This window comes from Dictyobacter alpinus, assembly GCF_003967575.1.
Classification (GTDB): domain Bacteria; phylum Chloroflexota; class Ktedonobacteria; order Ktedonobacterales; family Ktedonobacteraceae; genus Dictyobacter; species Dictyobacter alpinus.
This window is the reverse complement of the sequence record NZ_BIFT01000001.1, coordinates 3,599,839-3,624,405: the sequence shown is the minus strand read 5'-3', so window position 1 is coordinate 3,624,405 and position 24,567 is coordinate 3,599,839. Positions and strand designations below refer to the sequence as shown.

General features: G+C 48.8%; 19 protein-coding genes and 2 tRNA genes. 9 read left to right on the top strand and 12 right to left on the bottom strand.

What is annotated here, in order from left to right:
• Positions 1–377: 377 nt before the first annotated feature.
• Positions 378–1,349, top strand: a complete 972-nt coding sequence (locus EL633_RS14380) for an aldo/keto reductase (RefSeq protein ID WP_126627841.1) — start codon at positions 378–380, stop codon at positions 1,347–1,349.
• Between the two features lie 140 nt (positions 1,350–1,489).
• On the opposite strand, the gene EL633_RS14375 is transcribed toward EL633_RS14380, so the two are convergent.
• Positions 1,490–1,562: transfer RNA gene (locus tag EL633_RS14375), tRNA-Asp, on the bottom strand.
• A 149-nt stretch (positions 1,563–1,711) separates the two neighbouring features.
• On the opposite strand from EL633_RS14375, the gene EL633_RS14370 reads away from it, so the two are divergent.
• Positions 1,712–3,013: an ISNCY family transposase gene (locus EL633_RS14370; RefSeq protein ID WP_161982145.1), complete on the top strand. Its 1,302-nt coding sequence runs from the start codon at positions 1,712–1,714 to the stop codon at positions 3,011–3,013.
• A gap of 210 nt (positions 3,014–3,223) precedes the next feature.
• Here the strand turns inward: EL633_RS14370 and EL633_RS14365 are convergent, their stop codons facing one another.
• Together EL633_RS14365 and EL633_RS14360 are read right to left on the bottom strand one after the other, a co-directional pair.
• Positions 3,224–6,535: a LuxR family transcriptional regulator gene (locus tag EL633_RS14365; protein WP_126627839.1), complete on the bottom strand. Its 3,312-nt coding sequence runs from the start codon at positions 6,533–6,535 to the stop codon at positions 3,224–3,226.
• Positions 6,536–6,542: 7 nt separating this feature from the next.
• Positions 6,543–6,974, bottom strand: coding sequence for a hypothetical protein (locus EL633_RS14360; protein ID WP_126627838.1), 432 nt, complete (start codon positions 6,972–6,974; stop codon positions 6,543–6,545).
• Between the two features lie 472 nt (positions 6,975–7,446).
• Here EL633_RS14360 and EL633_RS14355 point away from each other — a divergent pair, with 472 nt between their 5' ends.
• A complete protein-coding gene (locus EL633_RS14355) occupies positions 7,447–8,100 on the top strand; it encodes a hypothetical protein (protein WP_126627837.1) in 654 nt (217 codons plus the stop codon).
• 168 nt (positions 8,101–8,268) lie between these two features.
• Here the strand turns inward: EL633_RS14355 and EL633_RS14350 are convergent.
• Positions 8,269–8,341, bottom strand: a tRNA-Asp gene (locus tag EL633_RS14350).
• A 236-nt stretch (positions 8,342–8,577) separates the two neighbouring features.
• On the opposite strand from EL633_RS14350, the gene EL633_RS14345 reads away from it, so the two are divergent.
• Positions 8,578–9,522 (top strand): hypothetical protein, encoded by a 945-nt coding sequence (locus EL633_RS14345; protein ID WP_126627836.1) that lies wholly within the window; start codon positions 8,578–8,580, stop codon positions 9,520–9,522.
• A gap of 259 nt (positions 9,523–9,781) precedes the next feature.
• Entirely contained in the window at positions 9,782–10,351 is a 570-nt protein-coding gene (locus EL633_RS14340) for an NYN domain-containing protein (protein WP_126627835.1), read from the top strand.
• Between the two features lie 130 nt (positions 10,352–10,481).
• Here EL633_RS14340 and EL633_RS14335 read toward each other — a convergent pair whose 3' ends face one another.
• The 4 genes from EL633_RS14335 to EL633_RS14320 all read right to left on the bottom strand — a co-directional run bounded on the left by EL633_RS14335 (position 10,482) and on the right by EL633_RS14320 (position 14,186).
• The gene (locus tag EL633_RS14335) at positions 10,482–11,252 is read right to left on the bottom strand and encodes a polyprenol monophosphomannose synthase (RefSeq protein ID WP_126627834.1); all 771 of its coding nucleotides are present in this window, start codon (positions 11,250–11,252) and stop codon (positions 10,482–10,484) included.
• A complete protein-coding gene (locus EL633_RS14330; protein WP_126627833.1) occupies positions 11,249–12,334 on the bottom strand; it encodes a lysylphosphatidylglycerol synthase transmembrane domain-containing protein in 1,086 nt (361 codons plus the stop codon). Before EL633_RS14330 ends, EL633_RS14335 begins: the two co-directional genes overlap by 4 nt.
• Positions 12,335–12,349: 15 nt before the next feature.
• Positions 12,350–13,381 carry a decaprenyl-phosphate phosphoribosyltransferase gene (locus EL633_RS14325; protein WP_218027489.1) on the bottom strand — a complete coding sequence of 344 codons (1,032 nt, stop codon included), beginning with the start codon at positions 13,379–13,381 and terminating at the stop codon, positions 12,350–12,352.
• Between the two features lie 115 nt (positions 13,382–13,496).
• The gene (locus EL633_RS14320) at positions 13,497–14,186 is read right to left on the bottom strand and encodes a Crp/Fnr family transcriptional regulator (RefSeq protein ID WP_161982144.1); all 690 of its coding nucleotides are present in this window, start codon (positions 14,184–14,186) and stop codon (positions 13,497–13,499) included.
• Between the two features lie 373 nt (positions 14,187–14,559).
• On the opposite strand from EL633_RS14320, the gene EL633_RS14315 reads away from it, so the two are divergent.
• Entirely contained in the window at positions 14,560–15,594 is a 1,035-nt protein-coding gene (locus EL633_RS14315) for a P-loop NTPase (RefSeq protein WP_161982143.1), read from the top strand.
• A gap of 86 nt (positions 15,595–15,680) precedes the next feature.
• Here the strand turns inward: EL633_RS14315 and pheA are convergent, their stop codons facing one another.
• The 3 genes from pheA to EL633_RS14300 form a co-directional block, all read right to left on the bottom strand.
• On the bottom strand, positions 15,681–16,565 hold the full coding sequence (gene pheA, locus EL633_RS14310) for a prephenate dehydratase (RefSeq protein WP_126627830.1): 885 nt from the start codon (positions 16,563–16,565) through the stop codon (positions 15,681–15,683).
• 304 nt (positions 16,566–16,869) lie between these two features.
• Entirely contained in the window at positions 16,870–17,058 is a 189-nt protein-coding gene (locus EL633_RS14305) for a hypothetical protein (RefSeq protein WP_126627829.1), read from the bottom strand.
• A gap of 274 nt (positions 17,059–17,332) precedes the next feature.
• The gene (locus EL633_RS14300) at positions 17,333–18,271 is read right to left on the bottom strand and encodes a phytanoyl-CoA dioxygenase family protein (RefSeq protein ID WP_161982142.1); all 939 of its coding nucleotides are present in this window, start codon (positions 18,269–18,271) and stop codon (positions 17,333–17,335) included.
• A gap of 140 nt (positions 18,272–18,411) precedes the next feature.
• Between EL633_RS14300 and EL633_RS14295 the strand changes: the two genes are divergently transcribed.
• From EL633_RS14295 to EL633_RS14285, 3 genes are all read left to right on the top strand, one after another.
• Positions 18,412–19,260: a helix-turn-helix domain-containing protein gene (locus EL633_RS14295; RefSeq protein WP_126627827.1), complete on the top strand. Its 849-nt coding sequence runs from the start codon at positions 18,412–18,414 to the stop codon at positions 19,258–19,260.
• A 193-nt stretch (positions 19,261–19,453) separates the two neighbouring features.
• On the top strand, positions 19,454–21,562 hold the full coding sequence (locus EL633_RS14290; RefSeq protein WP_126627826.1) for a beta-galactosidase: 2,109 nt from the start codon (positions 19,454–19,456) through the stop codon (positions 21,560–21,562).
• 303 nt (positions 21,563–21,865) lie between these two features.
• Positions 21,866–23,044, top strand: coding sequence for a GNAT family N-acetyltransferase (locus tag EL633_RS14285; RefSeq protein ID WP_126627825.1), 1,179 nt, complete (start codon positions 21,866–21,868; stop codon positions 23,042–23,044).
• 83 nt (positions 23,045–23,127) lie between these two features.
• Here EL633_RS14285 and EL633_RS14280 read toward each other — a convergent pair whose 3' ends face one another.
• Entirely contained in the window at positions 23,128–24,345 is a 1,218-nt protein-coding gene (locus EL633_RS14280) for an acyl-CoA dehydrogenase family protein (protein WP_126627824.1), read from the bottom strand.
• Positions 24,346–24,567: the final 222 nt, after the last annotated feature.

Sequence of the window (24,567 nt, the reverse complement as noted above, 5' to 3'; positions counted from 1 at the left end):
AACATGAGCTGTCCTCATGTTTTGAAACCACACATAAAAAATTGTATGGGTCCTTCAGGGCCCGAGTGCGGCTAACTGCACGCTCCACCACGAGAGTGGGAAACAAACACTAAGAGGTGACATTGCATCTATTTTGGACAGCTTTCCGTGATAAAAAAAGGAAAGCGGGTTTATTACTGCTTCCTCCGCATCTGCCGACACAACATTTTCCAAGAAAATTACTGTTAGAAACCCTTTTTTTGACCCCCTCAGTGCCCGCGGCACTTCGCAATGTCCTGAGAGAGGCCACTTTCCAGACACGCCAGAGACGAACACGCCTCATTATGGCGAGAGGATATGAGAGGATTTCCCAATTGTAGCAAGAAAGAGGTTGAATAATGGAATATACCTATCTTGGCCGTACTGGCCTGAAAGTGAGTCGCTTCTGTCTGGGTACGATGAATTTCGGCCCACAGGCCAGCGAAGCTGATAGCTTTGCGATCATGGATAGTGCCCTGGAACAAGGCATAAATTTCTTTGATACGGCCAATGTCTACGGTGGCAAAAAGGGCGAGGGCGTCACAGAACAGATTCTAGGACGCTGGTTTGCTCAGGGTGGTGGACGACGTGAGAAAGTTGTCCTGGCCACCAAGGTTTATGGCGATATGGGCGAATGGCCCAATGACTCACGCCTCTCGGCACGCCATATCCGTCAGGCCTGTGAAGACAGTTTGCGCCGCTTAAAAACCGACCATATTGATCTCTATCAGATGCACCATATCGATCGTCAAACGCCATGGGAAGAGATCTGGCAAGCGATGGAACAACTGGTACGTGAAGGGAAAGTTACTTACGTCGGTAGCAGTAACTTCGCAGGTTGGAATATCACCCAGGCCAATGAGATCGCCAAAAATCGTCATTTCCTGGGTCTGGTTTCAGAGCAGAGTCTCTACAACCTGAACGCACGCATGATTGAGCTAGAAGTGGTTCCCGTTTGTAAGGAGTATGGCCTGGGCATCATCCCCTGGAGCCCGTTGGCTGGCGGCTTGCTGGGTGGCGCACTGCAGAAAGCCGATCAGGGTCGGCGCTCAGATGCTGGCATGCAGAACACGATTGAGAAGAACCGCTCCAAATTAGAAGCCTATGAAAATTTCTGTAAAGAACTGGGTGAAGAGCCAGCCCATGTGGCCCTCGCCTGGCTACAGTCGAATCCTGTGGTGACTGCTCCCATCATTGGACCACGCACCATTGAGCAACTCAATGGCACCATGCGTACCCTGGACATCAAGTTGAGTTCAGAGTCCCTGAAAAAGCTCGATGAGATCTTCCCTGGTCCAGGTGGACAGGCTCCCGAAGCTTACGCCTGGTAACATCTAGTAACTAAACAAAAAAAGGGCCAGCCTGTCAAATCAGGCTGGCCCTTTTAGCAGGATCTTTCATCTACTGGTAGGGATAGGTGCGAAACACAAAAAAAGCACATCATTGAAAGATGTGCTTTTCGAAAGATTAGCGGAACCGACGGGACTTGAACCCGCGATCTTCTGCGTGACAGGCAGACATGTTAACCGCTACACCACGGCTCCTTGACTTCGCTCACTGTACCGCTCGCGTGAGTAGATAATACCAGAGCAGGCTCATCCTGTCAACCCCTTTATCGACCAAATTGTTACGGATCAGTGATATTGTCAGGAGAGACGAGTTCAGCGAAAATGTCAGTATGGAAAAAAAGACAGTGACACTGAACTCACAAGAACAACAACGAATCAAACGACTCAATGAGCACATGGCCGGACTCTTGAGCATCAAACAGGTGGCCGAACTGATGCAGGTTTCTGAACGACAAGTCTACCGATGGAAAGCCAGCTATCGAGAAAAAGGAGTCGAAGCTATGGCTCATAAAAATCGTGGGAAAGCAAACCCTCGGCGCATTCCTGACCCAATGCGTGAACACATTGTGCAGCAAGCGAAAGGGGTCTATGCCGGGTGCAACCAACATCATCTCCGTGACTTACTTGAAGAACGTGAAGGAGTGATGATTTCACGCAGCAGCCTCAGGCGCATCTTGGAGGAGGCCAGCATCCTCACACCGATTCCAGCCCCCAAGCTCAAGCATCGACTGCGGCGTCCGAGATATCGGCAGGAGGGACAGTTGGTCCAGATTGATGCGAGCCCTCATGCGTGGCTGCAGGAACGTGGTCCACGTTTGAGCTTAGTTGGCGGTATCGATGATGCAACGGGCAAAGTCGTCGGAGCCATCTTTCGTGAACATGAAGATCAACACGGCTATTTTCAGGTTATTCAACAAATGGTTGAACGCTACGGTCGTCCATTGGCCCTCTATCATGATCGTCATACCATGTTTCCCGCTTCTGATCACCATGCGAGCCAGCACGAGAGCGTTGAGGAGCAATTACGTGGAACGAAAACGCCAACGCAGTTGGGACGATTATTTACGCAATTACGGATGACGTCCATTGCTGCCCGTTCTCCTCAGGCGAAGGGACGTATTGAACGGCTCTGGGGAACGTTTCAAAATCGTCTCGTGAGCGAGTTGCGTCTGGCCAAGGCCTGCACCCTGGAAGAAGCCAATGCGGTCCTGCAAGAGTATCTTCCACGCTTCAATGCCCGCTTCGCGATCGCCGCAGCAGAGTCAACCGTCGCGTGGCAAGCCTGGCCGGATGAGCTTTCATCCCAGGACTGCTTCTGTTTGCAAGAGCAACGCTCAGTCAGCAATGACAACACCATTTCCTACAAAGGACAGCGTATCCAACTCTTGCCAGATGAGCAACGACGCAGTTGGGCACGCTGTAAAGTCATGGTTCACGAACAGTTTGATGGCTCAAGACGTATTGTCTACCAAGGACAGTCGGTGCCCTCACGTCAAGCGCCTCCTGATCCGATTCATCATCGCCATCAGGAGCCACCACAACCATCTGCAGCCGTCGAGAAGACAAAAGCACAACCGAAAAAAGGACACACACCTCCAGCGAATCATCCCTGGAGAAAGCGTGCCGTTGTCTCATCTCGTCAGTGACATTTTGAGTGAACAGAAAGGATGACATTTTCAATGGACCTTGACACCCCTTTATCGACCAAATTTTATAGAACGCGAAAAAACACCATAATAGATCATGAATATTATATGGTGCAACCTGCTCAAGCGCTGACGACCATACGAAACGCTACAGGGTAATCACAAGTGCCACTCACGCTATCACACCACCGCCAGCAAGGCGGAGCAGTTTCATACCAATCCCTGGCGGATCGCATAAGCCACAGCCGCAGCTCGTCCTGGCACATCCAGCTTGACAAAAATGTTGCTCAGATGACGGTTAACGGTACGTGGACTGATCACTAGTAACTCAGCAACTTCACGATCCATATGACCTTCGGCAACCAGCCGCAGAACTTCTAGTTCGCGCTTCGTCAGAGTGAGTTCGAGTTCATATTCTTTAGATTGTATATCTCTACTAGATCCTGTAACGTAATTCTGAGGTGTGCTGCTCGTCAGTTGTTTTGTTGCTGGCATCAATTGTTCAGCGCCTTTTTGCAAATCAACGACCATCGTCACTGCTCTCTGCATATCGTAAGAAAGGAACAGTGTACGCGCTCTGGTACAAATTTCGTCAATCTTACTCACAGGGGCAGTACGCATTAACGCCACACGTGCCTGTTCATAAAGAATTGCAGCTTCTTCTGGCTGATTACTCGTACGCTGACAGAGAGCCAGACCATCCTCAAAGGCTTGATTAGCCATTTCCCAATTCCCCATATGAGCAGCAACGATACCCAGGATACGATCAACCGCATTACCATAGTACATACAACCGTGCTGCTCCCGAATACGCTCAATATATAGGGTAGCCTGCTCTGACATATCCAGATGCAGAAAACCTTCTGCAAGGAATGGAATATAGAAATCACCACTAAGACCTGATGGGGCAGGATATTCGCTGGCACGTATCAACTGGATACGTGCGTGCATCTGACGGCCAGTAACCGCGAGAAAATGTCCATAAAGAGCAGTCGTACTGACGAGCCAGTCTGTATTTGTAGCGGCAACGATTGCACTTTGAAAGAGTTGTTCAGCTTCACTCCAGTTGCCACGTCTAAACTGCAATTCGGCCTGGGCCTGCAAGGTGATAGCCTTCAGGCGTGCATTATTGGTATCCAGGGCTTCTTGCAATGCTTGTTGTAGCGACTTTTCGCACTCATCCCATTTACCCTGGCAGAATGCCATCGCTCCTTGATTCCAGTATAGCCAGCCAATAACACCTCGCACTCCATAGCGATGGGCACGCTCAAGTCCACGCTGCGTATATAAACTTGATTGCTCCATCTCTCCTATCGCTTGATGAATAATGCCCAGGCTTTGCTCTACCAATGCTGTCCGGAATGGATCATTAATAGACAGATAGAGATCCATTGCTTGCTTCTGAAGACGAATGGTCTCATGAATATGCTTGCCCCAACCACGTATCCAGCTCATAATCTGAAGCGCGAAAGCCTGGCTATTGCGATCTCCCATTTCAACCGCCAATTGATGGGATTGCCATAGTATGGGTTCAGCCTCTACTGGATGATTCAGCAGAATATCAAGCATTGCCTGAGCTTGCAAGAACTGGATACGTTCACTGCTACTGCTATGTGCGGGATCAATTTCTCTATAGGTTGGAAAACTATGACCAGGAACCCATGAGGTAGGTGTCCCTTCATTTAATGAGCGTGCATTCAGTTGCGTTTCTCTCTCAAGAGCAGTGCGTGTTGCCTGTAGGTGCGCCAGAGCTTGCTCATACCTGGATTGGATACGATATACATCCGCGAGCAAGCGATTGGTACGCGCAATGAGTAAGGGAGAGATATCTTGTGATCGCTGCTGTAGATCTGCCAAGGCTTGCTGGAACATATTGCCTGCCTGTTCTAGCTCACCCAGTTTAAACCATAATTCACCAATAAGCACATGGATTTCTGGCCGCATGGGAAGATGAGCGAAACGCTTCTCACTATCATCACTTCCCGCATCCAAGAATTTCAGCACCCGTCGATAATACGTAATGGCTTCGCGATATGCTTGCTGGCACGCTGCATTTTCACCCGCAATGAGATTCCAACGCAGGGTTGCCTCTTGTTTTCCTCCTAAAGCATAATGGTTGGCAAGCTCCGCAGCATGTTCGTTGGCTTCAAAACCGTACATTGTTTCTAGCGCCTCACCCATTGCCGCATGCAATAGACGCCCCTGGGAAGCAGGAACTTCAGCCTGTAATACTTCACATACGATCCCCTGACAAAAGATATAACGCGTAATTCGTGGATATTCCTCAACTTGATCTGAATAGTCGGCAAGGATCGAGAAACCTACAGCCTCGTCAATGAGTATCTGTACCTGGTCGGCGCTTTTTTCAAGCAACGTTATGATAACATCGATGGGAAAGATACGACCAGCTAACGCTGCAATCTGCAAAAATGTACGGCATTCTGCACTCAGTTCATCCAGGCGCCGCTCCACCGTCTGCACAATGCTGTTGGGTAATTTCAGGCTACTCACGGCGGCCGCTTTCCATACGCCATCCTGTAAAACAAGTTGATGGTTGGCGATCAGGGCACGAACCAATTCTTCCAGAAAAAAAGGATTGCCTTCGGCACGTGTGAGCAACATCTGTGCTATGTCTTGCGGAAGTGTGCCATGCAGAAGAGCCTGCAAGTGCCTGGTCGCTGCCCCAATCTCCAGGGGGCCAAGCGGTAGCAAGTATAACATACCGCTGCGCATAAGATCGGTCAGTGTCCTGGCTGCTATGTTATTAGCGGCCGTTGTTACCAATGTATCGTCCTTATTATCATGGCCATTATGCACACCTGCAGGACGCGTTACACCTACCAACGCAACCCGACTGCGATGTAAGCGGATGGTCAAATAAAAGGTCAGGTCAAGACTGGCACTATCAGCCCATTGTAAATTGTCGAGGGCCAATACGACAGGCTTCTGGCTGGCGATACGTTCAAGTAAGATAGCGATAGCCTCAAATAGGCGAAATTTTTCTTGCTCAGGCGAGAGTATCTCTGTCTGCACCAGTTGCTTCTGATCCATGTGGATTCTGGCAGTTAATTCAGGGAACAGGTGCGCCAATGTCTCTATAATAGCGGCATCGGACAAGGGAATAATCGCTTCATCACTACCCACTCTTATGTGTGTGGGAGACAAAGCAGTAGAGCTTCCTATATAGTAGTTCAATTCTTCCAGGGTCGATGCGCGTAGAACAGGACGTAGCGCTTCAATAAAGGGGAAGTAGGGAAAATGGCAGCCTGCTTCATAGGTACTTGCTTCTAGTACACGAAAATCAGCCTGTCGAGCTTCCTGACAAAGGGCAGCCAGGAGCCGTGTCTTGCCTATGCCCATCTCACCTGTAATCACAAGGGCACGTGCTCCCTGCGACACGTCAAAGGCAATGGTATGCAACAGGGTACGCACAACGCGCAACTCATCATCGCGTCCTACAAATGGGATGGCGGGTCTGAATTGGTCCAGTTTTACTAATGGATCAGCAAATGGGGCCTGCATTACACTCCTAACTAGTTCGGGTGTACTTCATCCTTGAATTCCTCAAACGTGGGGCAATATCATGATAGATAAATAAGGCGTAGAATACCAGTAGAAAGGGCACATCAAACAATAGATAGAACCAGAATAAAGGCGAGGCCTTCAACCACAATAAGTGATAAAGTAATCCCACCGCGACTAATGAGCCATATACAGTAGCGACTAACGCTAAAGGACGCACACGCGCCCATTCTCTCTCATTAACAAGCCAGATTGCACCCACACCGTTACCAATAATGATTGCACCAATGAAACGCGCAAGCACAAACGGAATATTTCCTGGCCAGAGAGTGAGTTGGAATTCTGGTAGAAAGAAAAAGACCAGGCCGACGGCGATATTTATGCTACCTGCAATTAATGCCAGTATACGCTCCGGCAGGCTAAATACTAGATGATTCATTGCGCTTCCTCTCATTAATAAAACTGTAGTGTGCCTGTCGTTTCATTTCACTAAATGAACGAGACACATCAATACCTCTCGGGCATGAATTTTTATATAAGGCATTGATGATGTTTAAAGCCGAAAAGAAATGCAGGTAAATCTAGTATCTCTCCACTCCTGGTTATATCTCATCAAGATCTGATTATACGCTAAACTATACCATTCAACTTAATCCACGTGAAAATGAGTGCATGGGTAATCATACCAGGATCAATAATCCGCATGAAATGGGTAATATCACCGATGAGTGTCCAGGCTTTTTTCAGATACATTAGACATGTGAGGAACAGGTGCTGGGGGTCAGGAATGCAACATGGCACTCACACACAATCACTCTATGTCAGGACAAACTATGATGACACAGCCAATTGTAGTTACGAAACGTCTTCGCTATTCTGAAAAATTATTCAAAGGAAAGGATCTCATACCGATGAAAATGTTGTACACCCATTTTTCTAAAGGATGGCTATTAGCGCTCCTCTCTCTCGTTGCAGTTTCGGCTTTGAGCGCCTGTGCGGTTAATCCTTCATCATATGCCTCCACGTATAGCTCAACTGCACCGACTAGCCTGATGCAAAACGCTTCCAAGCATAGCTTCTCTTTTGCGATGGTCCCTTCACCCGGAATCAAAACATGTTTGAGCAAGGCAGCAGGCTATGTCACAGTGACGCCAGGTAAGTTAAATGATGAGATGAAGGTTTATGTGACCGGGCTGGCAGCAAATACTGAGTACGATCTCTTTGTAACAGAAGTTCCCAATAAACCCTTTGGCATCTCCTGGTATCAGAGTGACCTGGACACTGATGCTCATGGTAACGGGAGTCTGGTGGTACGTGGCATCTTCGATAAAGAGACCTTTTCGGTTTCTCCTGGTGGTCCCACCACAAAGTTTGCTCCAACACATCAGTTTCACCTTGGTCTCTGGTTTAATGATCCTACTGTTCCCTTTAAGCTAGGATGCGAAGCAGGGCAGACTGCACCAGTGGTTACACCTTTCAATGGAGAACAACATGCTGGCATTCAGGTTTTAAATACGTCTAACTTTGTTGATAATGCTGGCCCTCTATCAAAAGTTCAGCGCTAAGTATAAGCACACAAAGAGTCCTACACAAATTGTGCGCTTGAACGTAGAGGATTATCAGGTATCATTGAGCAATATGCAGTAAAAAGCCAGTAGCGTAGTACGCTACTGGCTTTTTACTGCATAAAGAAAAGACACACGAACAAACTAGTTTGTTCGTGTGTCTTTTGACGGAACCGACGGGACTTGAACCCGCGATCTTCTGCGTGACAGGCAGACATGTTAACCGCTACACCACGGCTCCATAGTGGGCTTCGCATGTCGGTACTCTTCGTATCGTCGTGCGCAAATAGATATTACCAGAATTGGGGCTGGATGTCAAATGTTTTTTCAGCCAGTTTCAGGATAACACTACGTTCTTTTGAAAGGGCAGGCTCTTTTATAGCTCCATTTTTCAGGCACAGAGTTTGTGAGAAACAAGGTATAATAACAACAGAAGTTCATTTAAATCGCTCGTTGTGTATGTTTAGGGAGGCCTTTGTGACCGACACAGTATCCAGGCACAATTCTGAATTTGCTGACCGTGGGCAGGGAAAAGGATCCACGGTGACCATCTCATGCCGTATTTGCCAGGCAACCTACGCTCCATCACAAGAGCATCATTATCTTTTACAGGCTCCTCCAATGGCTTTGGAGTCTGCCTTTATGAGTATGTGTCACTTCTGCTTCCGTTGCCGCCGCCCCGCCTGTCCGCAATGCTGGGATAATGTTCATGGAGTTTGTGGCGAGTGTTGTCTGGAAGCACAATTACCGTTTAGAGCGCAAACGGCTCCCCTACGAGGCGTGCTGTTCGCAACTACCCGACAGGCACAGCTCCATCGCAAACATGCGCTACCAGTACGCCTGATCTGTATCCGACCCGGTCGTTTTCAGCGCATGGCCTCGATTGATACCGCTGAAACGATGCCCATTCAGACCGCCATTGCGCGCAATGTCCTGCCACCATCCACCATCCAACAGCAGTTTGAACCACAGTCAGGGACAGGATCTCACGCTAATCAGGACATCGAACATATTCCAACCCGACCACCTCAATCCCGACAAGCCATGCCGACCAATACTCATCTGGCAGATCAGCCAGCTCGCCAATATAGAACAGCTCAGCAACCTGAGAGGTCCAACACGAGCCGATCCATTGATGAGATCGCTACCCGGCCACCACGCAGCCGCAGAACAGTAGCGTTGAATGATTCTATTCAACAACCCGATCGAGAGCCAACGCGCCATCCTGACAAAAGTACAGGCAAACGTATTGAGCAGATCATTACCGGATTCTTCTTTACCCTGCTATTCATTCTGCTACTAACTGTGGTTATAGCCCTCTTATCTACCGAAGTGAATAGCCATGTTCAACAGCTACTACATATCGATATACGCGCCGAAATCAGCTATCTCTGGCAGCTTATCAAACAAATACACACGTAGGCTGCCCTGAAAGGCTTCACGGGCGCATATAGGCCTGATTTTTCAAAGAGAGAATTAGCCTGATTGGTTACACATACTGGCGAACTAGAAAAAGTGCGGTACAATACGTTGTATTATAAATAGACAATTTTTCTGGTCTGGCCTGTTCCAGATCACCAAGAAAGAAAGGGTATGCGCTCGAGCACACAGGAAGGACATTGTCCGGGTAGGTGCTAATTTGTTATACAGCGCAAAAAAACCTGGACATGGAGTGTGCAGCATGGGGTTCGATATCTTAGTCGATGGCTATAATGTTATTAAAAATAATGCTATGTTCAAATACGTTGAAGACAAGAGCCAGGCAGAGGCGCGTAATCTGCTCATCAAGCAATTAAAGAATCGCTATCGCAATACGACTGATCGGGTGGTGGTGGTGTTTGACGGAAAGGGTGCGCGTGAACAAATGCTGCATGTGGACCATATCTGTGTGATTTATTCGCGCTATGGAGAGACCGCCGATAGTGTGATTGCACGCCTGGCTGTTGAGGCAAATGATCGTGGGGTAGAGGTGATGATGTATAGCGATGATGGCGAGGTCAAGCAGAGCGTTATCAAACAGGGTGGGCATGCATTAACCACCAAAGGACTGGTATCGTCTTTGAACGCGGCCCCCAAGGAGATGGAACAGCTTTCTCAGCATCGACAGGAGATGCGTAAAGTGTATGGGGTTGATCCTAAGGCCAAGTATCAGCAGGATGATGAGGAAGCAAAGAAGCCTCAGATCAAGAAGAAGGGGAAGTCTTCGCGCCGTTATAAGTCATTGCGAATAGATAGAAAAACGTTAAAGTAACCTCACGTTTTTTTGTTTTTTGGGGGATGTTTTTCTTGACGCCTCGCTGCCCATGGCAGTTCGGGTGTTTTTTTTATATGCCAGAAAGCGATCCGCAGATCACCTTCTGGCACAAGCCCAATAGGTACGATTATTTGTGGGCGACGGTGGAAACTTCTTCAATGCGGGCTGATTGCTTGCGCATGGCTGGCGATGGCATCGGAACAAGACCAAAACGTGCGCGGGTAACGTAGGTGAAGGCCTCAATAACGATCTTGCGTGACATTTTGGATTGACCAACACGGCGATCCATGAACGTGATAGGAATCTCGGTGATCTGGAAACCCTGTTTCATGACACGGTAGGCAAGCTCAATCTGGAAGGCATATCCCTGTGACTGAACGGTATCCAGATCAATGCTCTCTAAGACCTCGCGACGATAACAGCGGAAGCCAGCGGTACAGTCATGTACACGGATGCCGAGCATGAAGCGTGCGAAGATATTTCCGCATCCGCTGATACAACGACGGCTGAATGACCAGTTGGGTGTGCTACCACCTGGAATGTAGCGGGACCCGATAACCAGATCAGCGCTTTCAATGGCCTTCAAGAAATCAGGCAGATATTTTGGATCATGGGAGAAGTCAGCATCCATTTCAAAAGCGGCATCATAATTATGCTCAATCGAATATTTGAAGCCAGCAACATAAGCGGTGCCCAGGCCCAATTTTCCAGCACGGTGCAGGACATGCACACGGGAATCTTCCTCGTGGATCTGGTCGGCAAGCTGACCAGTTCCGTCAGGTGAGTTATCATCAACAACTAAAACATCACACCCAGGTGCATACGAGAATATGGTATCCAATAGCGGACGCAAATTTTCGTACTCATTATATGTAGGAATGATAATTAAGGTTTTCATACAATCTTTTCTCCTGCACTAGTCGATGCCGACGTAGCATCAATTCCATACGTCAGGTCATCATGTATAGGTTGTGTAGCTCCATGGGGATACTCGGATTCTGCTAGCGTGCTAATGACTGACTCGGAACCCAGGCGGCGTTGCATCCAACGAATACGCAATAATGCGAACACTCCAACCAGAAGACCAAACCAGAGAGTACAAAGGCGAATCAGCAGGGTCGCTGCGCCACCGATGGTTGCCGATGATGAAACCAATAAACGTGTAAGCCCCAACATACTTCCATCAGCAGTTCCCAATCCTCCTGGTAAACCAGAGGCAGATCCGATCAATGAAGATACGGCTAAAATGAACATTGATTTAATAAAGAGACCAGGGCTAGCAGCCACTCCAAGCCCGATATAAACAAAATATAAAGCGACACATTCTCCTGCCCAGGATAAAAGGCCAAGACAAATGGCAAGGACTAATGGCCGCCATTGGAGTAGCGTATACGCGCTTTCATAAAATGCACGTACCAGATGCGCAAATCTGGATACCAGGGGCAAGCGTTCACCTTTTTCCAGTAAGGCTAACATCAGTGAACGATTCTGAATCAACACGATCCCGCCACACCCCAGAACAAGCAAGGCCAGCAGAATCTCCCACCCGATACCATAAAGAAATAAACCAGCAGATGCCAAACCCAGCATGGCAATGCCATCAGTCATGCGCTCAGCTACAATAATAGGTGAGGTACGACTGATCGGCGCTCCAGTAGAGCGTTTCAAGAGGTACGATTTTAACAGTTCACCAACTTTGCCGGGCGTAATGGCCATAGATAAACCCGCGAGGAAAATCCAAAAACTTTCCTGAACAGGCACCTTTAACTGCAAACGTTTCAAGTAATATTGCCATTTGATAAAACGTCCACCATAGTTAACCAGGGTGAATCCCAGAATAAGTGGAATATACACCCACTGAAAATGGGAGATCGCCTCCACCATATGCGGAAGATCCGAATAGAGTGCAATTGCCACGATAACGACAAAAGCCAGTACCAATGATAAGGCAATACCAGTACGCATTTTACGAGTAAACAAACATACGCTCCGTAACTATGGCTGCGGCAGCAAGTAAAGTACGGCAATCACGGTAACGACACATAACAAAACGGCTGCCAATATATGACGGTCACGCAAGAGTATCTCATCAGGACTTCCGCCATCCATACGCATATAAACGAGATAGAGGTAGCGGAACACTCCATAGAGTACAAATGGGACGGTAATCATTAAACGATGGTTTCCGGTTTGCCCTTGTACAGTATACAGGCTGTAAGACATTAGTGTACCAGAAACAACGATGGTAATCATCTGGTCTAGCATAGGAATACTATACTCTTTAAGGATCTTACGATGACTACCCGCCTGCCCTTGCAGTAATACCAGTTCATTGCGTCGTTTGCCAAACGCCATGAAGAGGGATAAAAAGCATGTGACCAGATAGAGCCAGGGTGAGATCACAACTGGAATCACCACGGTTCCGGCAACGATACGCAATACAAAGCCTGCTGCAATACAAAAGACATCGATCAACACAACATGTTTTAAACGGAAACTGTAGAATATCATCATGACCAGATAGGCTACGATACTCAGGGCAAACAAGAAGTTGGCGCCACCAAGCGATTTGTAGATATCAGGAGGTGATGGAATAAAGGAAATTATCAGCGTCAATACCGCGCAAATTATTAGTAGGCCAACCAGGGCCGCTTTAGCCCATGAGGTAGGTAGAGCACCTGAAGCCAACGGTCGAAAGCGCTTGGTCGGATGCTGACGATCTTTCTCGATATCCAGTAAATCGTTTAAGACATAAATCGTGCTCGAAACAAAACAGAAGGTAATAAAGGCCAGAACCGCTCGCACAAAAGGGTAGAAGTGAAACAACTGACTTGCAAAAACCAGACCAATGAAAACTGCTCCGTTTTTCGTCCACTGTTTAGGCCTCATCAATGCGATCAAAGCTTTTACCCGCGTGAAAAAGCCGTTTGGCGTTGGTTGGGATTTTTCCACTACTGGGTGGTCCAGGGCCTGCTCATCCTCTTTTACTTGATATTGACTGTCGCTATTAGTGATAACTTTCTCCAAGAGTTTGATTTCCCTTCAACGCGTACGCAACATACATGAAAATGTGTACCTGAAATCATGGGACGTACCGTTACAGGAGCAGGTAACACCGTGACCAAAAGTACAGGTCAGCTTACTAGTAGATGCGTCGCTCTAAATCAGCTACTCGATGAAGGGTGATACGATGTTTGTCTGTACTGATATATCGTTTGTCGGTGAAATATCCCAGCACTTTATTTACGCTCTCACGGGACGCTCCAACCATTGATGCCAGCTCTTGCTGAGTCAGACGGACTTCAATGCGAACGCCATCCTCCACCTTTTTGCCGTGGGTGTCAGAAAGCTCAAGCAGCTTCTTGGCCACCCGACCATAGACATCCAGGAAGATGAGATCCTCTACCTGTTGATTCGTCTTACGCAGACGCTCACACAGCACTTCCATCACGCGAATCGCAATCTTCGGATTCTTCATGATAGCATTATGAAAATCGCTACGTTGTAAAGTGTAGCATTCAACTTTTTCCAGGGCAATAGCATCAGCCGATCGGGGGAGTCCGTCTAGTAAAGCAAACTCGCCAAAGCAGTCTCCTTTACCAAAAACAATCAATGAGATCTCTTGCCCATCAGGACTAATCAGGCAGATTTTAACTTTACCCTCTTTGATTACATACATTACCTGGCCTGGATCATCGCGATGAAAGATTACTTCTCCGGAACGAAAGGTTCTTTTCCTGGCGGCCCCGGAGAGTTCACGGATCTCTTCTTCTCCCAGACCGTTAAATATGTTTACTTGTTGGAAATAACTAAACTCGTTCTCTGTCTCCATCTCAGCTTCCTTTATGGCGCAATAATGCATTATGTTACAGTGAGCTCATCATAGCATAACAATTTAACGCATGCAATTGGAGCCAACACTCTGGAACTGAGAGTATGATTGGCGTAACATCAAAATAACTTGTAACAAATTTCAGTAATGCTTTATGCTTGCATGCCTCCTGGTTGAGAAGTATACTCTTAAAGATTCAAGACCATTTCATTATACATGAGTGCCCCTCTAATAATGTATGGAGTGGTGTGCTATAATATCTGAGTACACAAGTCGGAATTAAGCGCGCTTCAGCGCTCTATCTTAATTATCTATCAAAAGAAAAGGACAGCCCAAAACCTCCCTGTTCTGGGTTGCAATGAGGATACGAAACATGGCGGAAACAATTACAACCGACATGGTGATACATGATGTCGTGACTAAATACCCCGCAACCGTTAAGGTATTTCATGGTCATGGCTTGCCCTGTACAGCCTGTGCGGTAGGTGCTCGCGAAAGTGTGGCGGGTGGCGCAAGAACCCACCGTTTCCCACCTGAGAAATTGGAATTGCTCATCAAGGACTTGAATGCGGCTGCCAATGGTGAGGTAACGTCAATTACACCGAAGAAGGCTCCTGTGGGCCGAGGTGTTCCTTTAACTATGGCAAATGGTGCACCTGACCGCAAAATCAAACAGGTTATCGCGATTATGAGCGGTAAGGGCGGCGTAGGTAAATCTCTGGTCACTGGCCTGCTGGCTGTTTCTTTGCGCCGTCAGGGACAACAGGTTGGTATTCTGGATGGTGATATCACGGGTCCAAGTATTGCCCGTATGTTTGGCACAAAAGGCCAACCCACAAAATCTGCCAATGGCGGTATTGAGCCATTACGCAGTAAAGGCGGCATCAAAGTCGTTTCGATGAATATGTTCCTGGAGAAGGAAAGCGATCCAGTCGTCTGGCGTGGTCCGATGATCTCAAGCGCGATCAAGCAGTTCTATAGCGATGTGGACTGGGGTAATCTGGACTACTTGCTGGTCGATCTACCTCCCGGAACCTCTGATGCTCCAATGACAGTCATGCAGGCTCTACCACTGGATGGCGTGGTGATCGTTTCATCGCCACAGATGCTGGCAACCATGATTGTTATGAAATGTATCAATATGGTACAGCAACTCAAAGGCTCGATTGTGGGTGTGGTTGAGAATATGTCTTATTTCGAGACCCCCAAAGGTGAGCGCTATGAGATATTTGGTTCCAGCAATGGTGCGGAGCTAGTTGGTATGACTGGTGCTCCACTACTGGGCACGTTGCCAATTGATTCTGCGCTGACCACACTGTGTGATGCAGGCCGCGTTGAAGAGTATTATGCTGAACACTACGAAGAGTTGGCTGCAAACTTCACCAACACGTTACGCATCAAACGCTAGGCAAAACAGTATTGTTGTATGGCGTTACAACAACAAGAGAAGAGACTTCCAACAATGGAGGTCTCTTCTCTTGCTGTCTGCCGATATTAGATACTGCGAGCAAATGAACCAAGAACTTTACAAAAGGTGGTGTGACTGACAAGATCAGCGAGGGCGCTACGCACCGCTGGATCATCCCGGTGACCTTCAAAGTCCAGGTAAAAGACATATTCCCAGGCACGTTGACGCGAGGGGCGGGACTCCAATTTGAGCAGGTTGATATGATTCTCCGCCAGGAAGGCCAGACACTTGTTCAATGAGCCAGGCTGGTGGGCTGTAGCCATTACCAGCATGGTTTTGGCTTCACCGTCACGTCTTGCCGCAGGCTCTCTCCCCAGAGCGATAAAACGTGTGAAGTTGTCTTTAATGGTCTGGATACCACGAGCCAGAATATCAAGCTCATAGAGTTCGGCCGCGCCTGCACCAGCCACGGCTGCCACACCCTGTAACTGCTCTTCACGCACCATTTTGGCACTACCGGCGGTATCATATGTAGCGACAATTTCAGCACCCAGTTCGCGCAAAAAAACATCGGATTGCGCCAGGGCCTGTGGATGGGAGATGACACGCTTAATATCACCAAGCTGTTGTCCAGGCAAAGCCAGTAAACAATGGTTGACTGGATGCCCAATCTCACCAATCACAAAAAGATCATGTTGCCTCAAGAGATCGTAGACATCATTGATACTGCCCGCCTGAGAATTCTCGACCGGCACCAATCCATAATCAACCTTACCTGCTGCCACTGCTCGAAAGACATCGGAAAAAGCGCGGTACGGTATTGATTCAGCCCTGGATTGCAAATGGCTCCCAAAATAAACCTGTACCGCCTCATCTCCAAAGGCGCCCAACTCTCCCTGAAAGGCAACCCTGGTCACATCAGCCGCCGCTGAAGAATCGTGTACATGTACATCTTTTGCTGTTTGACCCATACCAACTCCTCTCACCCTGCAAAATAGTATGTGTATCCATGTCATCATTGACAATAAAACTTCAAGGGCGACATAATTATCTGGCAGAATGTGGTAGCTATCTTTGCCATAAGTATTGGCCGATTGTGCCAGTTAATATCTGGATTGTCAAGTCGGCTGGCGCTCCAACAGTTTTACGTGTGATGTGAGGGATAAAAATTGCACATGGCGTTAACTAATAAACAGGCTCCTACAAACAATGTAGGAGCCTGTTTTATCTTTTTTAGGTCCGATTCATATGAACCAGACTCAGTGCATCTTATGCTTACTGTACTTTGTAATGGTCTTTGTGATAGTAGGACATACCTTTACCTAGTACTTTAACTGGATAAAGATCGGCCAGCCAGATTGCCTCATTACAGACAGCGCAAATGTGGTTTGTCTGATGATTGACAGTCTCGCGGTTAGCCAATGAAGCACGAGCGGTTTTTGAAAGTTCACCCTTCTTAGGCATTGATTAAATCCCCTTTCGCCTAAAGTTGTCTTCTTTAGAAGTGTTGTGGCTTCTACAGATTAGAACAAACGTAGTCCACAATTTGTTCCCTGGTGCGCAACCAATTGGTCAGGCCATGCTACTTCTGCGCTTTTTCTGCTCATGGAAGTCGACACAAGCCAATCTTTCTACGATCCGCCCTGAGAATACGGCACTAGTATACCATAGGAAGGACTTTGATACAATGCAGGAAGTTGATCAAACCAGGACCACTCTGCACATTTTTGCTTTTGCCTTACTTCTGACTTTTCGCGTCGTTCGATGTGGGCAAAGATGAACAGTAGCTACCAGCCAGATGGTTGATATGGGCTACTTTCAGAGCGACCTCATCATCTTCAGTCACTTCTGGTCGGAACTGCGGCGTGACATTCCACTGGAATTGCGCAGCATCAGGATTAGCCTGAGCGAAATGGCGCAAGGCCGGCGGCAACAGGCGCAGACGGCGGTCGATCCATTCTTGGTCCCAGGGACCATCTTCTAAGATCTCTTCAGCCGCCCGGAATTCATAGTAAATGGTGCGGCGCAGGTTCTTACCTTCAACCGGCTCAGAACCGTGGACGACCATAACATCATGCAAGAGCACGTCTCCAGGTTCCATCTCAACCACAATCGCCTCAGGTGGATTCCAGCCCCACTTGTCAGTTAAGGCGCAGAGGTCCTGACGGTCACGCTGTGTTTTAGGGAGAACATGCAGGGCGCCAGCATCGGATCTTGAGGCATCCAGGTACAGATCAAAGTTGAAGATTCTGTGTTTGCGTGGATGGACGGCATCCTGGTGCCAGGGAATAGCCGCGCCATCGCCTTTCTCTTTGAAGACCATCGATTCATAGGTTGGGACAAAGTTTGGACCACAAAGGCTTTCAGCCACACCAAGCACATAAGGACTTCCAAGTAGCTCTAGCGAGGAAGCCTGTCCCTTGTTGTGCAGGTAGTCTACCCGAAACATCACCCGACCATTGGCACGCTCCGCAAACAGATAATCTTCATAGAGTGGATCACTGGCATCAATAGTATTACCTTGCTTAATCCAGAATTCACCTGAATCTTGCAAACGCTTTAACAGGTCCTGTGGAATCCACTGGCGTAGAATGAGATAACCATTTTCGTCAAAAAAGCGAATCTGCTCTTCATTCAAATGATAGGGAGCAGTCTGAATATTATTAGTAGTCGTCATAAACATAGACCTCCTGATTACAGCCCTGTACATACAGTAACTTCTGATGCAAACTATACTTGATCAGGTAGAAATAATCTTCCTGTTATGAGTGCTATTTTTCTCAGATCCTAAGATTGATAGATGGGAGTCAGGTAGCGATGACGTTGCAGGATGAGTTAACCATTGATATGACAATGATGGGACTATCGCATGGACATATGCAGCCATCATTGATGCCACGGGCACATAGACATGCTGAAGTAGAACTTAATTTTACTGAGCAGGGCACGATTACCTATTTATTTGGAGGAGATCGCATCACCGTCGGCACTGGCCAGCTAGCCTTTTTCTGGGCCACGCTGCCACATCAGGTGATACAGGTAGAGGAAAATACGATCTTTCACTGGCTGACGATTCCATTTTCAGCCTTTTTGCGCTGGCGTCTATCTCCCACCTTTGTACAACAGGTTATTCGTGGAACGTGTATTCTCGGTGAGTTGGATTTCACGTTGATGCAAGCACAATTTCGGCAGTGGCGCAACGACTTACAGGCACGTACTGAGGAACAAAATCAAATCGTGTTATTGGAAGCTGAGGCCTGTGTCCGTCGTCTGGCCACGGGCAGTAGCACGACTAACACGAAAAACGCGACCGCACCTCCCATGGAACCACATCTATTGAGCAAGGTCGATCAGATGGCCAGCTTTATCGCCGAACACTATACTGAACTTCTGCATACCAAAGATGTGGCTGAGGCCGCGCACCTACATCCTAACTATGCCATGAACCTGTTCCATAAGCATATCGGGATGAGCATAATGGAATATATTACTCAGTATCGCCTGGCTCATGCCCAGCGCTTGCTGATTACCACTGATATCAATATCTCTGAGATAGCGCTGGCCGCCGGCTTTGGCTCAGTAAGCCGCTTCTATAGTGTCTTCAAAGCTTCCTGCGGCCTCTTACCAGGTGCCTACCGTAGCGGTCTGCGCCTGAAGCCATCCTGAACACTGCGGGCGCGAGGTTAGATCCCAAAAGACAAAACTAGTCAGAGGGATGATCGCCAAAGCATAAACCATACCTATTGCATATTCAGCCATATCAATTATGATACAAAGACTGAATTTCTGGTTTCCACGAACAAATCGCCAGGAGAGGTTCAAGCATCTTCTGACGAGCAAGAGAGGGTTTGTGCTATTTATGGAGACATCTTCTACGGCGGTTGGCTATGATTCTCGCGCGATCCTTATTCATGGGCAGCGTACATTAATACTGAGTGGAGCGATCCATTATCCGCGCAGTACACCAGCGATGTGGCCTGAGTTAATGCGACAGAGTAAGGAGGCAGGACTCAATACAATCGAGACGTATGTGTTCTGGAATTTACATGAACGTGAACGCGGCGTCTTTGATTTTTCGGAGCGCCTGGATCTTTTCCGCTTCTGCGCATTGGCTGAGCATTATGGCCTGCATGTAATCCTGAGAATTGGTCCTTATATTTGCGCGGAAACTAATTATGGCGGCTTGCCTGCCTGGTTACGCGATGTGCCCGACATGGCAATTCGCACATATAACCAGCCATTTATGCGCGAGAAAGAACGCTGGGTGCGCTTCCTGGTAGATTATATACGTCCCTTGCTGGCCTCGAATGGTGGCCCGATTATCCTGGCACAATTGGAAAATGAGTATGAGAATATCGCCAGCCGTTATGGTACAGAGGGACAACACTATCTGCGTTGGGTGAGCGAACTTGGTCAAGCCTTGAATCTGGGTATTCCTCTGGTGATGTGCGTGGGTGCGGCGGCTGGCGCGATCGAGACCATGAATGGCTTCTACGCTCATCCCATGCTAGAACAGCACACCTTTCAACATCCCGACCAACCAGCCATATGGACCGAGGATTGGCCGGGCTGGTACGATACCTATGGGTATCCACATCATATTCGCACACCGCAGGATGTGGCTTATGGTGTGGCGCGCTTTATAGCTGCTGGCGGGACTGGCGTTAACTATTATATGTGGCATGGCGGCACCAACTTCGGGCGCGAGGCGATGTATCTCCAGACCACCAGCTATGATTTCAATGCCCCCCTCGATGAGTTTGGACAACCAACTACCAAGCTACGCCATCTGGCTCAACTCCACTCTATCCTGACCGATTACGCGGATTTGCTCCTCAGCAACGAACGGGCCCAGCCCCAATCGCTGGGCGAGTTACAGACGGCCTATACCTATGCCAATAACACCTATACGCTTACCTTCCTCTGTAACGATGCACCGCTTCCAGCCGATTGTAGCTGGAACGAGGAACAGGTCTCATTGCCAGCCCATTCAGTCCTACTCCTTGTTAATGGTCAACTGCGGTTTAATACGTCTGATATCGCCACGGTTCACGCCGCTCGACGTGACTATCAGCCACAGGAGCAGCTAATCCATGAGCGCTCCTGGACAACAGAACCTTTACCCTCCCATTGGCCGGCATTACTACGCTCGGCGGTAACAGAAGAGAAGCCGCGTGAACAACTTGCGCTGACCCATGACCGCACCGACTATTGTTGGTATTCAACCACTTTTTCAACAGCGGAAGAAGAAGAAGGCACCCTATCACTGATCGGCTTTGCGGATGTGGCGCACATCTTTATCGATGGCAAGTTTTATGCCACATCGCCAACACCCCTGATCGAGAATCGCGGCTCCTTTGAGGGTCCGGCTTTTAGCCAATCCTTTCGTTTCTCATTACCAGTCGGAGATCATGAACTGATGATCCTGAGTTGTGCCATGGGATTGATCAAGGGCGATTGGATGATTGATGCAAATATGGTGGAGGAACGTAAGGGATTATGGGGTCATGCACGCTGGAATAGTACGGTACTGGAGGGTCCCTGGTCAATGCAACCTGGCCTGGTTGGAGAGCAGACGGCCTTCTTTGCGGCTGGTGGTACGCTTGTTGATTGGCAACTAGTCGGCGCTGAGGCGTCACAAGAGCCCCTGCGCTGGTGGCGCCTGACCTTTGACCGACCAGAGGCAGCTGGACCCTATGTCGTGGATCTGGCAGGCATGCAGAAAGGGATCGCCTGGTTGAATGGACGCTGCATCGGTCGCTACTGGCTCGCTCGTGCTACGGGCGAACTTGACCACTGGCATACAAACATCATCTTCGCCCAGAATACTGATGAGCCTACCCAGCGCTACTATCACCTGCCCAACGAATGGCTACAGGACAAAAATACGCTGGTCCTTTTTGAGGAACTCGGTGGAGATCCAGCCTCAATTGCCATCTGTAGCGTCACAGAAACACCTCTGAGCTAAGCCACTCAATCATCTGAAGGAGGGGTAGGGAACTGGACACGAGCCCCTTCTTCGTGGCATGATTAAAACCGATACATTGATATCTAACGGCATCTATTAAAAAGCAATCGTGAACGCCGCTCACTCGCGGCTAGTGAGGTCGCCACAGGTCACCTGGTGAACCCTGCTCTTTTCTGCCGAGGCGATCTAGCCTGTCAGGCAACTTCACTCACACGATTGAATGGCATTATTTGTGCCAGACCTCAGTTTGAGAACAACTCCAACCTCGTGTCTATACCATCATATACTAGAAAGTTTTTTTCTATGAGCACATCGACAGTCCGCCAGTTACAACCAGCCGAAATTCCTGAGATCGTTCGTTTCCTGACATCCTATGCTTTTCGCGCAACGCCCCCACTTCCGGAGAAGGCGGTATGGCAGAAAGATTTTTCATATCTGGATGAAGCGACAATATTCGCTGCCTTTGAAGACGGGAAACCAGTAGCCAGTGCAAGTAGTTCGTTAATCCAGCAAAATATTCGTGGGCACTTCTATCATGGTGGTGGTGTCTGGGGCGTCACAACACATCCCGCGGGACGGCGCAAAGGGTACGCCAGAACGATGCTTGCGAGCTTGTTGGCCCGGATGAATGAGGATGGTAACGCCATCTCGGTCCTTTATCCATTCAGAGAATCGTTCTATACACGTCTGGGCTATACTACATTTTCACAGCCTAAACTGGTACGCTTCTCACCGATTGCGTTGCAGCCACTGCTGAAAAAGGATCTGGGCGGCGAGGTGGAAATGCTGGAGATTGCTCAGGGCTTTGAGCTCTATGCAGATTATCTACACAGACAACATAGTACGATCCATGGTTTTGGTCGCTTCTCAGCGAAAGTCGAGCGCAATCTGCGTGAACGGAATGCACATTGGTTGGCGATTGCCCGTTCTACTGATGGTGAAATCAAGGGCATGATGCTCTATAAAATCAAAGGCAACGGTGATGATCTGCAGGTCACACACTTCTGGTATGACGATATCCAGGGTCGCTACCTGCTCCTGGAATGGTTTGCGCGCCATATTGATCATGTAAAAGAAGTTGAAATCAGGTTGCCATCCTTTGAGCGCCCCGAGACCTGGTGGCCCGATATGAATGTGCAAACAACCTCGCTAGAGGCGCCTTTAGGACGTGTCATTAATATCACCAGACTTAATGGTATGCAGACCGGTCCCGGCCGCTTTACTGCCCATGTCAGCGATGAATACTGCCCCTGGAATAATGGCGACTATCTTTTCGAGACGATCGATGGACGGCTCCAGATCAGTTCCAGCCAGAGTGCCGAATGCGAACTCTCTATTCAGGCAGTCGCCTCGCTGATCTATGGGACCAACGAACCGGCCACCTTCTCACTGCGCGACTGGGGCAATCCATCCGCTGAACTCCAGGCCACCATGCAACACATGTTCCCACTCCTGCAACCTTTCCTCCACGAGGTTTTTTAGCCACTTCTTCTTGTCCAAAAAGAATATACGCAAAAGGGGACAGATCCAGCGTATTGGATCTGTCCCCTTTTGCTGTCCACACATCAGGCTTTGGTTTGCTCATCAGGATTTCCTAGAACGCGCTTGGCCAGCGCGGAAAGGGCGGCATCATCCATGGGAGGATTGTGCAGTCCGGCACGGATGTCGCGATAGTAGCGCTGGAGCGGCGATGAGAGCGAGAGACTGGCAGCCCCTACAACGCGCATAGACAGGTCGATGATCTCTACGGCGTTGTTGACGGCCAGATATTTGGCGGCCCCCACCAGGGCAGGATCCACACTTTCAATATCCTGACTATATTGCTCGGCCAGACCAAATAGCGTGGCCTGACTTTCTAATAGAAGGACCTCGATACGACCAACCTTGTCTTGAATATGTGGCACGCTGGCAATAGATTGTTTGAGCGAGTTTGGCCGGCGACTACGCGCAAAACGGATCGCCTCGTCCCGCGCCGCCTGGGCGATACCCAGATAGCCAGCAGCCAGGACCAGTCCCCAGACTGACTGCCGTTTCTGAGCACCCGGTAGCGGTGGCAATTGAGCATCTATATAGGCTTCAGGTCCCAGTTTTACATTCTCAAGCAATAAATCGTTACTGCCACTACCACGCATACTTACGGTATTCCAGGTATCCACGATACTGACGCCATCTGCGCTGCGGGGAACCAGGAAGTTCCCACGTTCGGCTTTCAGAGGAGCCAGACCGCTGGCCTCACCCGTCTCATCTTCAATACTACAACCTACGATAAAATAGCTAAGTGCGTGGCTGCCAGTAGAAAAAGTTTTGCGTCCAGTGATATGCCATGAACCATCGACCTGACGACGAGCGGTGGTCTGAGGACGACCACCCCGGCTTGGACTACCGGTGGCGGGTTCACTGACGGCACTATTGATCATCGCACCATTCTCGACCATGTCCTGACACAACTGGACAATCACCGGCGGTAATTCCGCGCGCCCATCAACCAGGCGACCAATATGCGTCAGATGCATACAAACCACAAGGGCGGTCGAGGCATCTCCCTGACCCAGACGATATTGCGCATGAACAAGATCCAAAAGGGAAGCGCCCTGGCCCCCTAGATTACGCGGCAGTGAGAGCGTCAGATAACCGGCCCGATGTAAGTCATGAAAGTTCTCTAATGGGAAACGTCCTTCCCAATCATGTTCCAGTGCACGTGCCGCAAAGGTATCGGCCAATGCTCCTGCCGTTTCCAGTAGCTTTTTTTGTTCGTCGGTTGTTGGATACGAGAGGAAACTCATGGGTGCTCCTTTTAGTTCAAATGTTTCGTCGCCAGGTCAGCCAGCATTTCAGTGTAGCGGCAGGTCTTGCACCTGCGGCCTGTTCACGTAAGAAATGTTCTTCAAACATATGATCGTGTAACGGAGAATAGATCAGGCGCGTGCTGCATGCTGTGTGCTGCTTGTGCATGTTTTTACGTGAACAGGCCGCAGGTGCAAGACCTGCCGCTACTGCTTTTATTT

What these genes read in the sequence shown, in the direction of transcription:
- EL633_RS14380 (WP_126627841.1), top strand. Translation starts at nt 378, where the DNA reads ATGGAATATACCTATCTTGGCCGTACTGGCCTGAAAGTGAGTCGCTTC.
- EL633_RS14365 (WP_126627839.1), bottom strand. Translation starts at nt 6,535, where the DNA reads ATGCAGGCCCCATTTGCTGATCCATTAGTAAAACTGGACCAATTCAGA.
- EL633_RS14360 (WP_126627838.1), bottom strand. Translation starts at nt 6,974, where the DNA reads ATGAATCATCTAGTATTTAGCCTGCCGGAGCGTATACTGGCATTAATT.
- EL633_RS14355 (WP_126627837.1), top strand. Translation starts at nt 7,447, where the DNA reads ATGAAAATGTTGTACACCCATTTTTCTAAAGGATGGCTATTAGCGCTC.
- EL633_RS14340 (WP_126627835.1), top strand. Translation starts at nt 9,782, where the DNA reads ATGGGGTTCGATATCTTAGTCGATGGCTATAATGTTATTAAAAATAAT.
- EL633_RS14335 (WP_126627834.1), bottom strand. Translation starts at nt 11,252, where the DNA reads ATGAAAACCTTAATTATCATTCCTACATATAATGAGTACGAAAATTTG.
- EL633_RS14320 (WP_161982144.1), bottom strand. Translation starts at nt 14,186, where the DNA reads ATGGAGACAGAGAACGAGTTTAGTTATTTCCAACAAGTAAACATATTT.
- EL633_RS14315 (WP_161982143.1), top strand. Translation starts at nt 14,560, where the DNA reads ATGGCGGAAACAATTACAACCGACATGGTGATACATGATGTCGTGACT.
- pheA (WP_126627830.1), bottom strand. Translation starts at nt 16,565, where the DNA reads ATGGGTCAAACAGCAAAAGATGTACATGTACACGATTCTTCAGCGGCG.
- EL633_RS14305 (WP_126627829.1), bottom strand. Translation starts at nt 17,058, where the DNA reads ATGCCTAAGAAGGGTGAACTTTCAAAAACCGCTCGTGCTTCATTGGCT.
- EL633_RS14300 (WP_161982142.1), bottom strand. Translation starts at nt 18,271, where the DNA reads ATGACGACTACTAATAATATTCAGACTGCTCCCTATCATTTGAATGAA.
- EL633_RS14295 (WP_126627827.1), top strand. Translation starts at nt 18,412, where the DNA reads ATGACGTTGCAGGATGAGTTAACCATTGATATGACAATGATGGGACTA.
- EL633_RS14290 (WP_126627826.1), top strand. Translation starts at nt 19,454, where the DNA reads ATGGAGACATCTTCTACGGCGGTTGGCTATGATTCTCGCGCGATCCTT.
- EL633_RS14285 (WP_126627825.1), top strand. Translation starts at nt 21,866, where the DNA reads ATGAGCACATCGACAGTCCGCCAGTTACAACCAGCCGAAATTCCTGAG.
- EL633_RS14280 (WP_126627824.1), bottom strand. Translation starts at nt 24,345, where the DNA reads ATGAGTTTCCTCTCGTATCCAACAACCGACGAACAAAAAAAGCTACTG.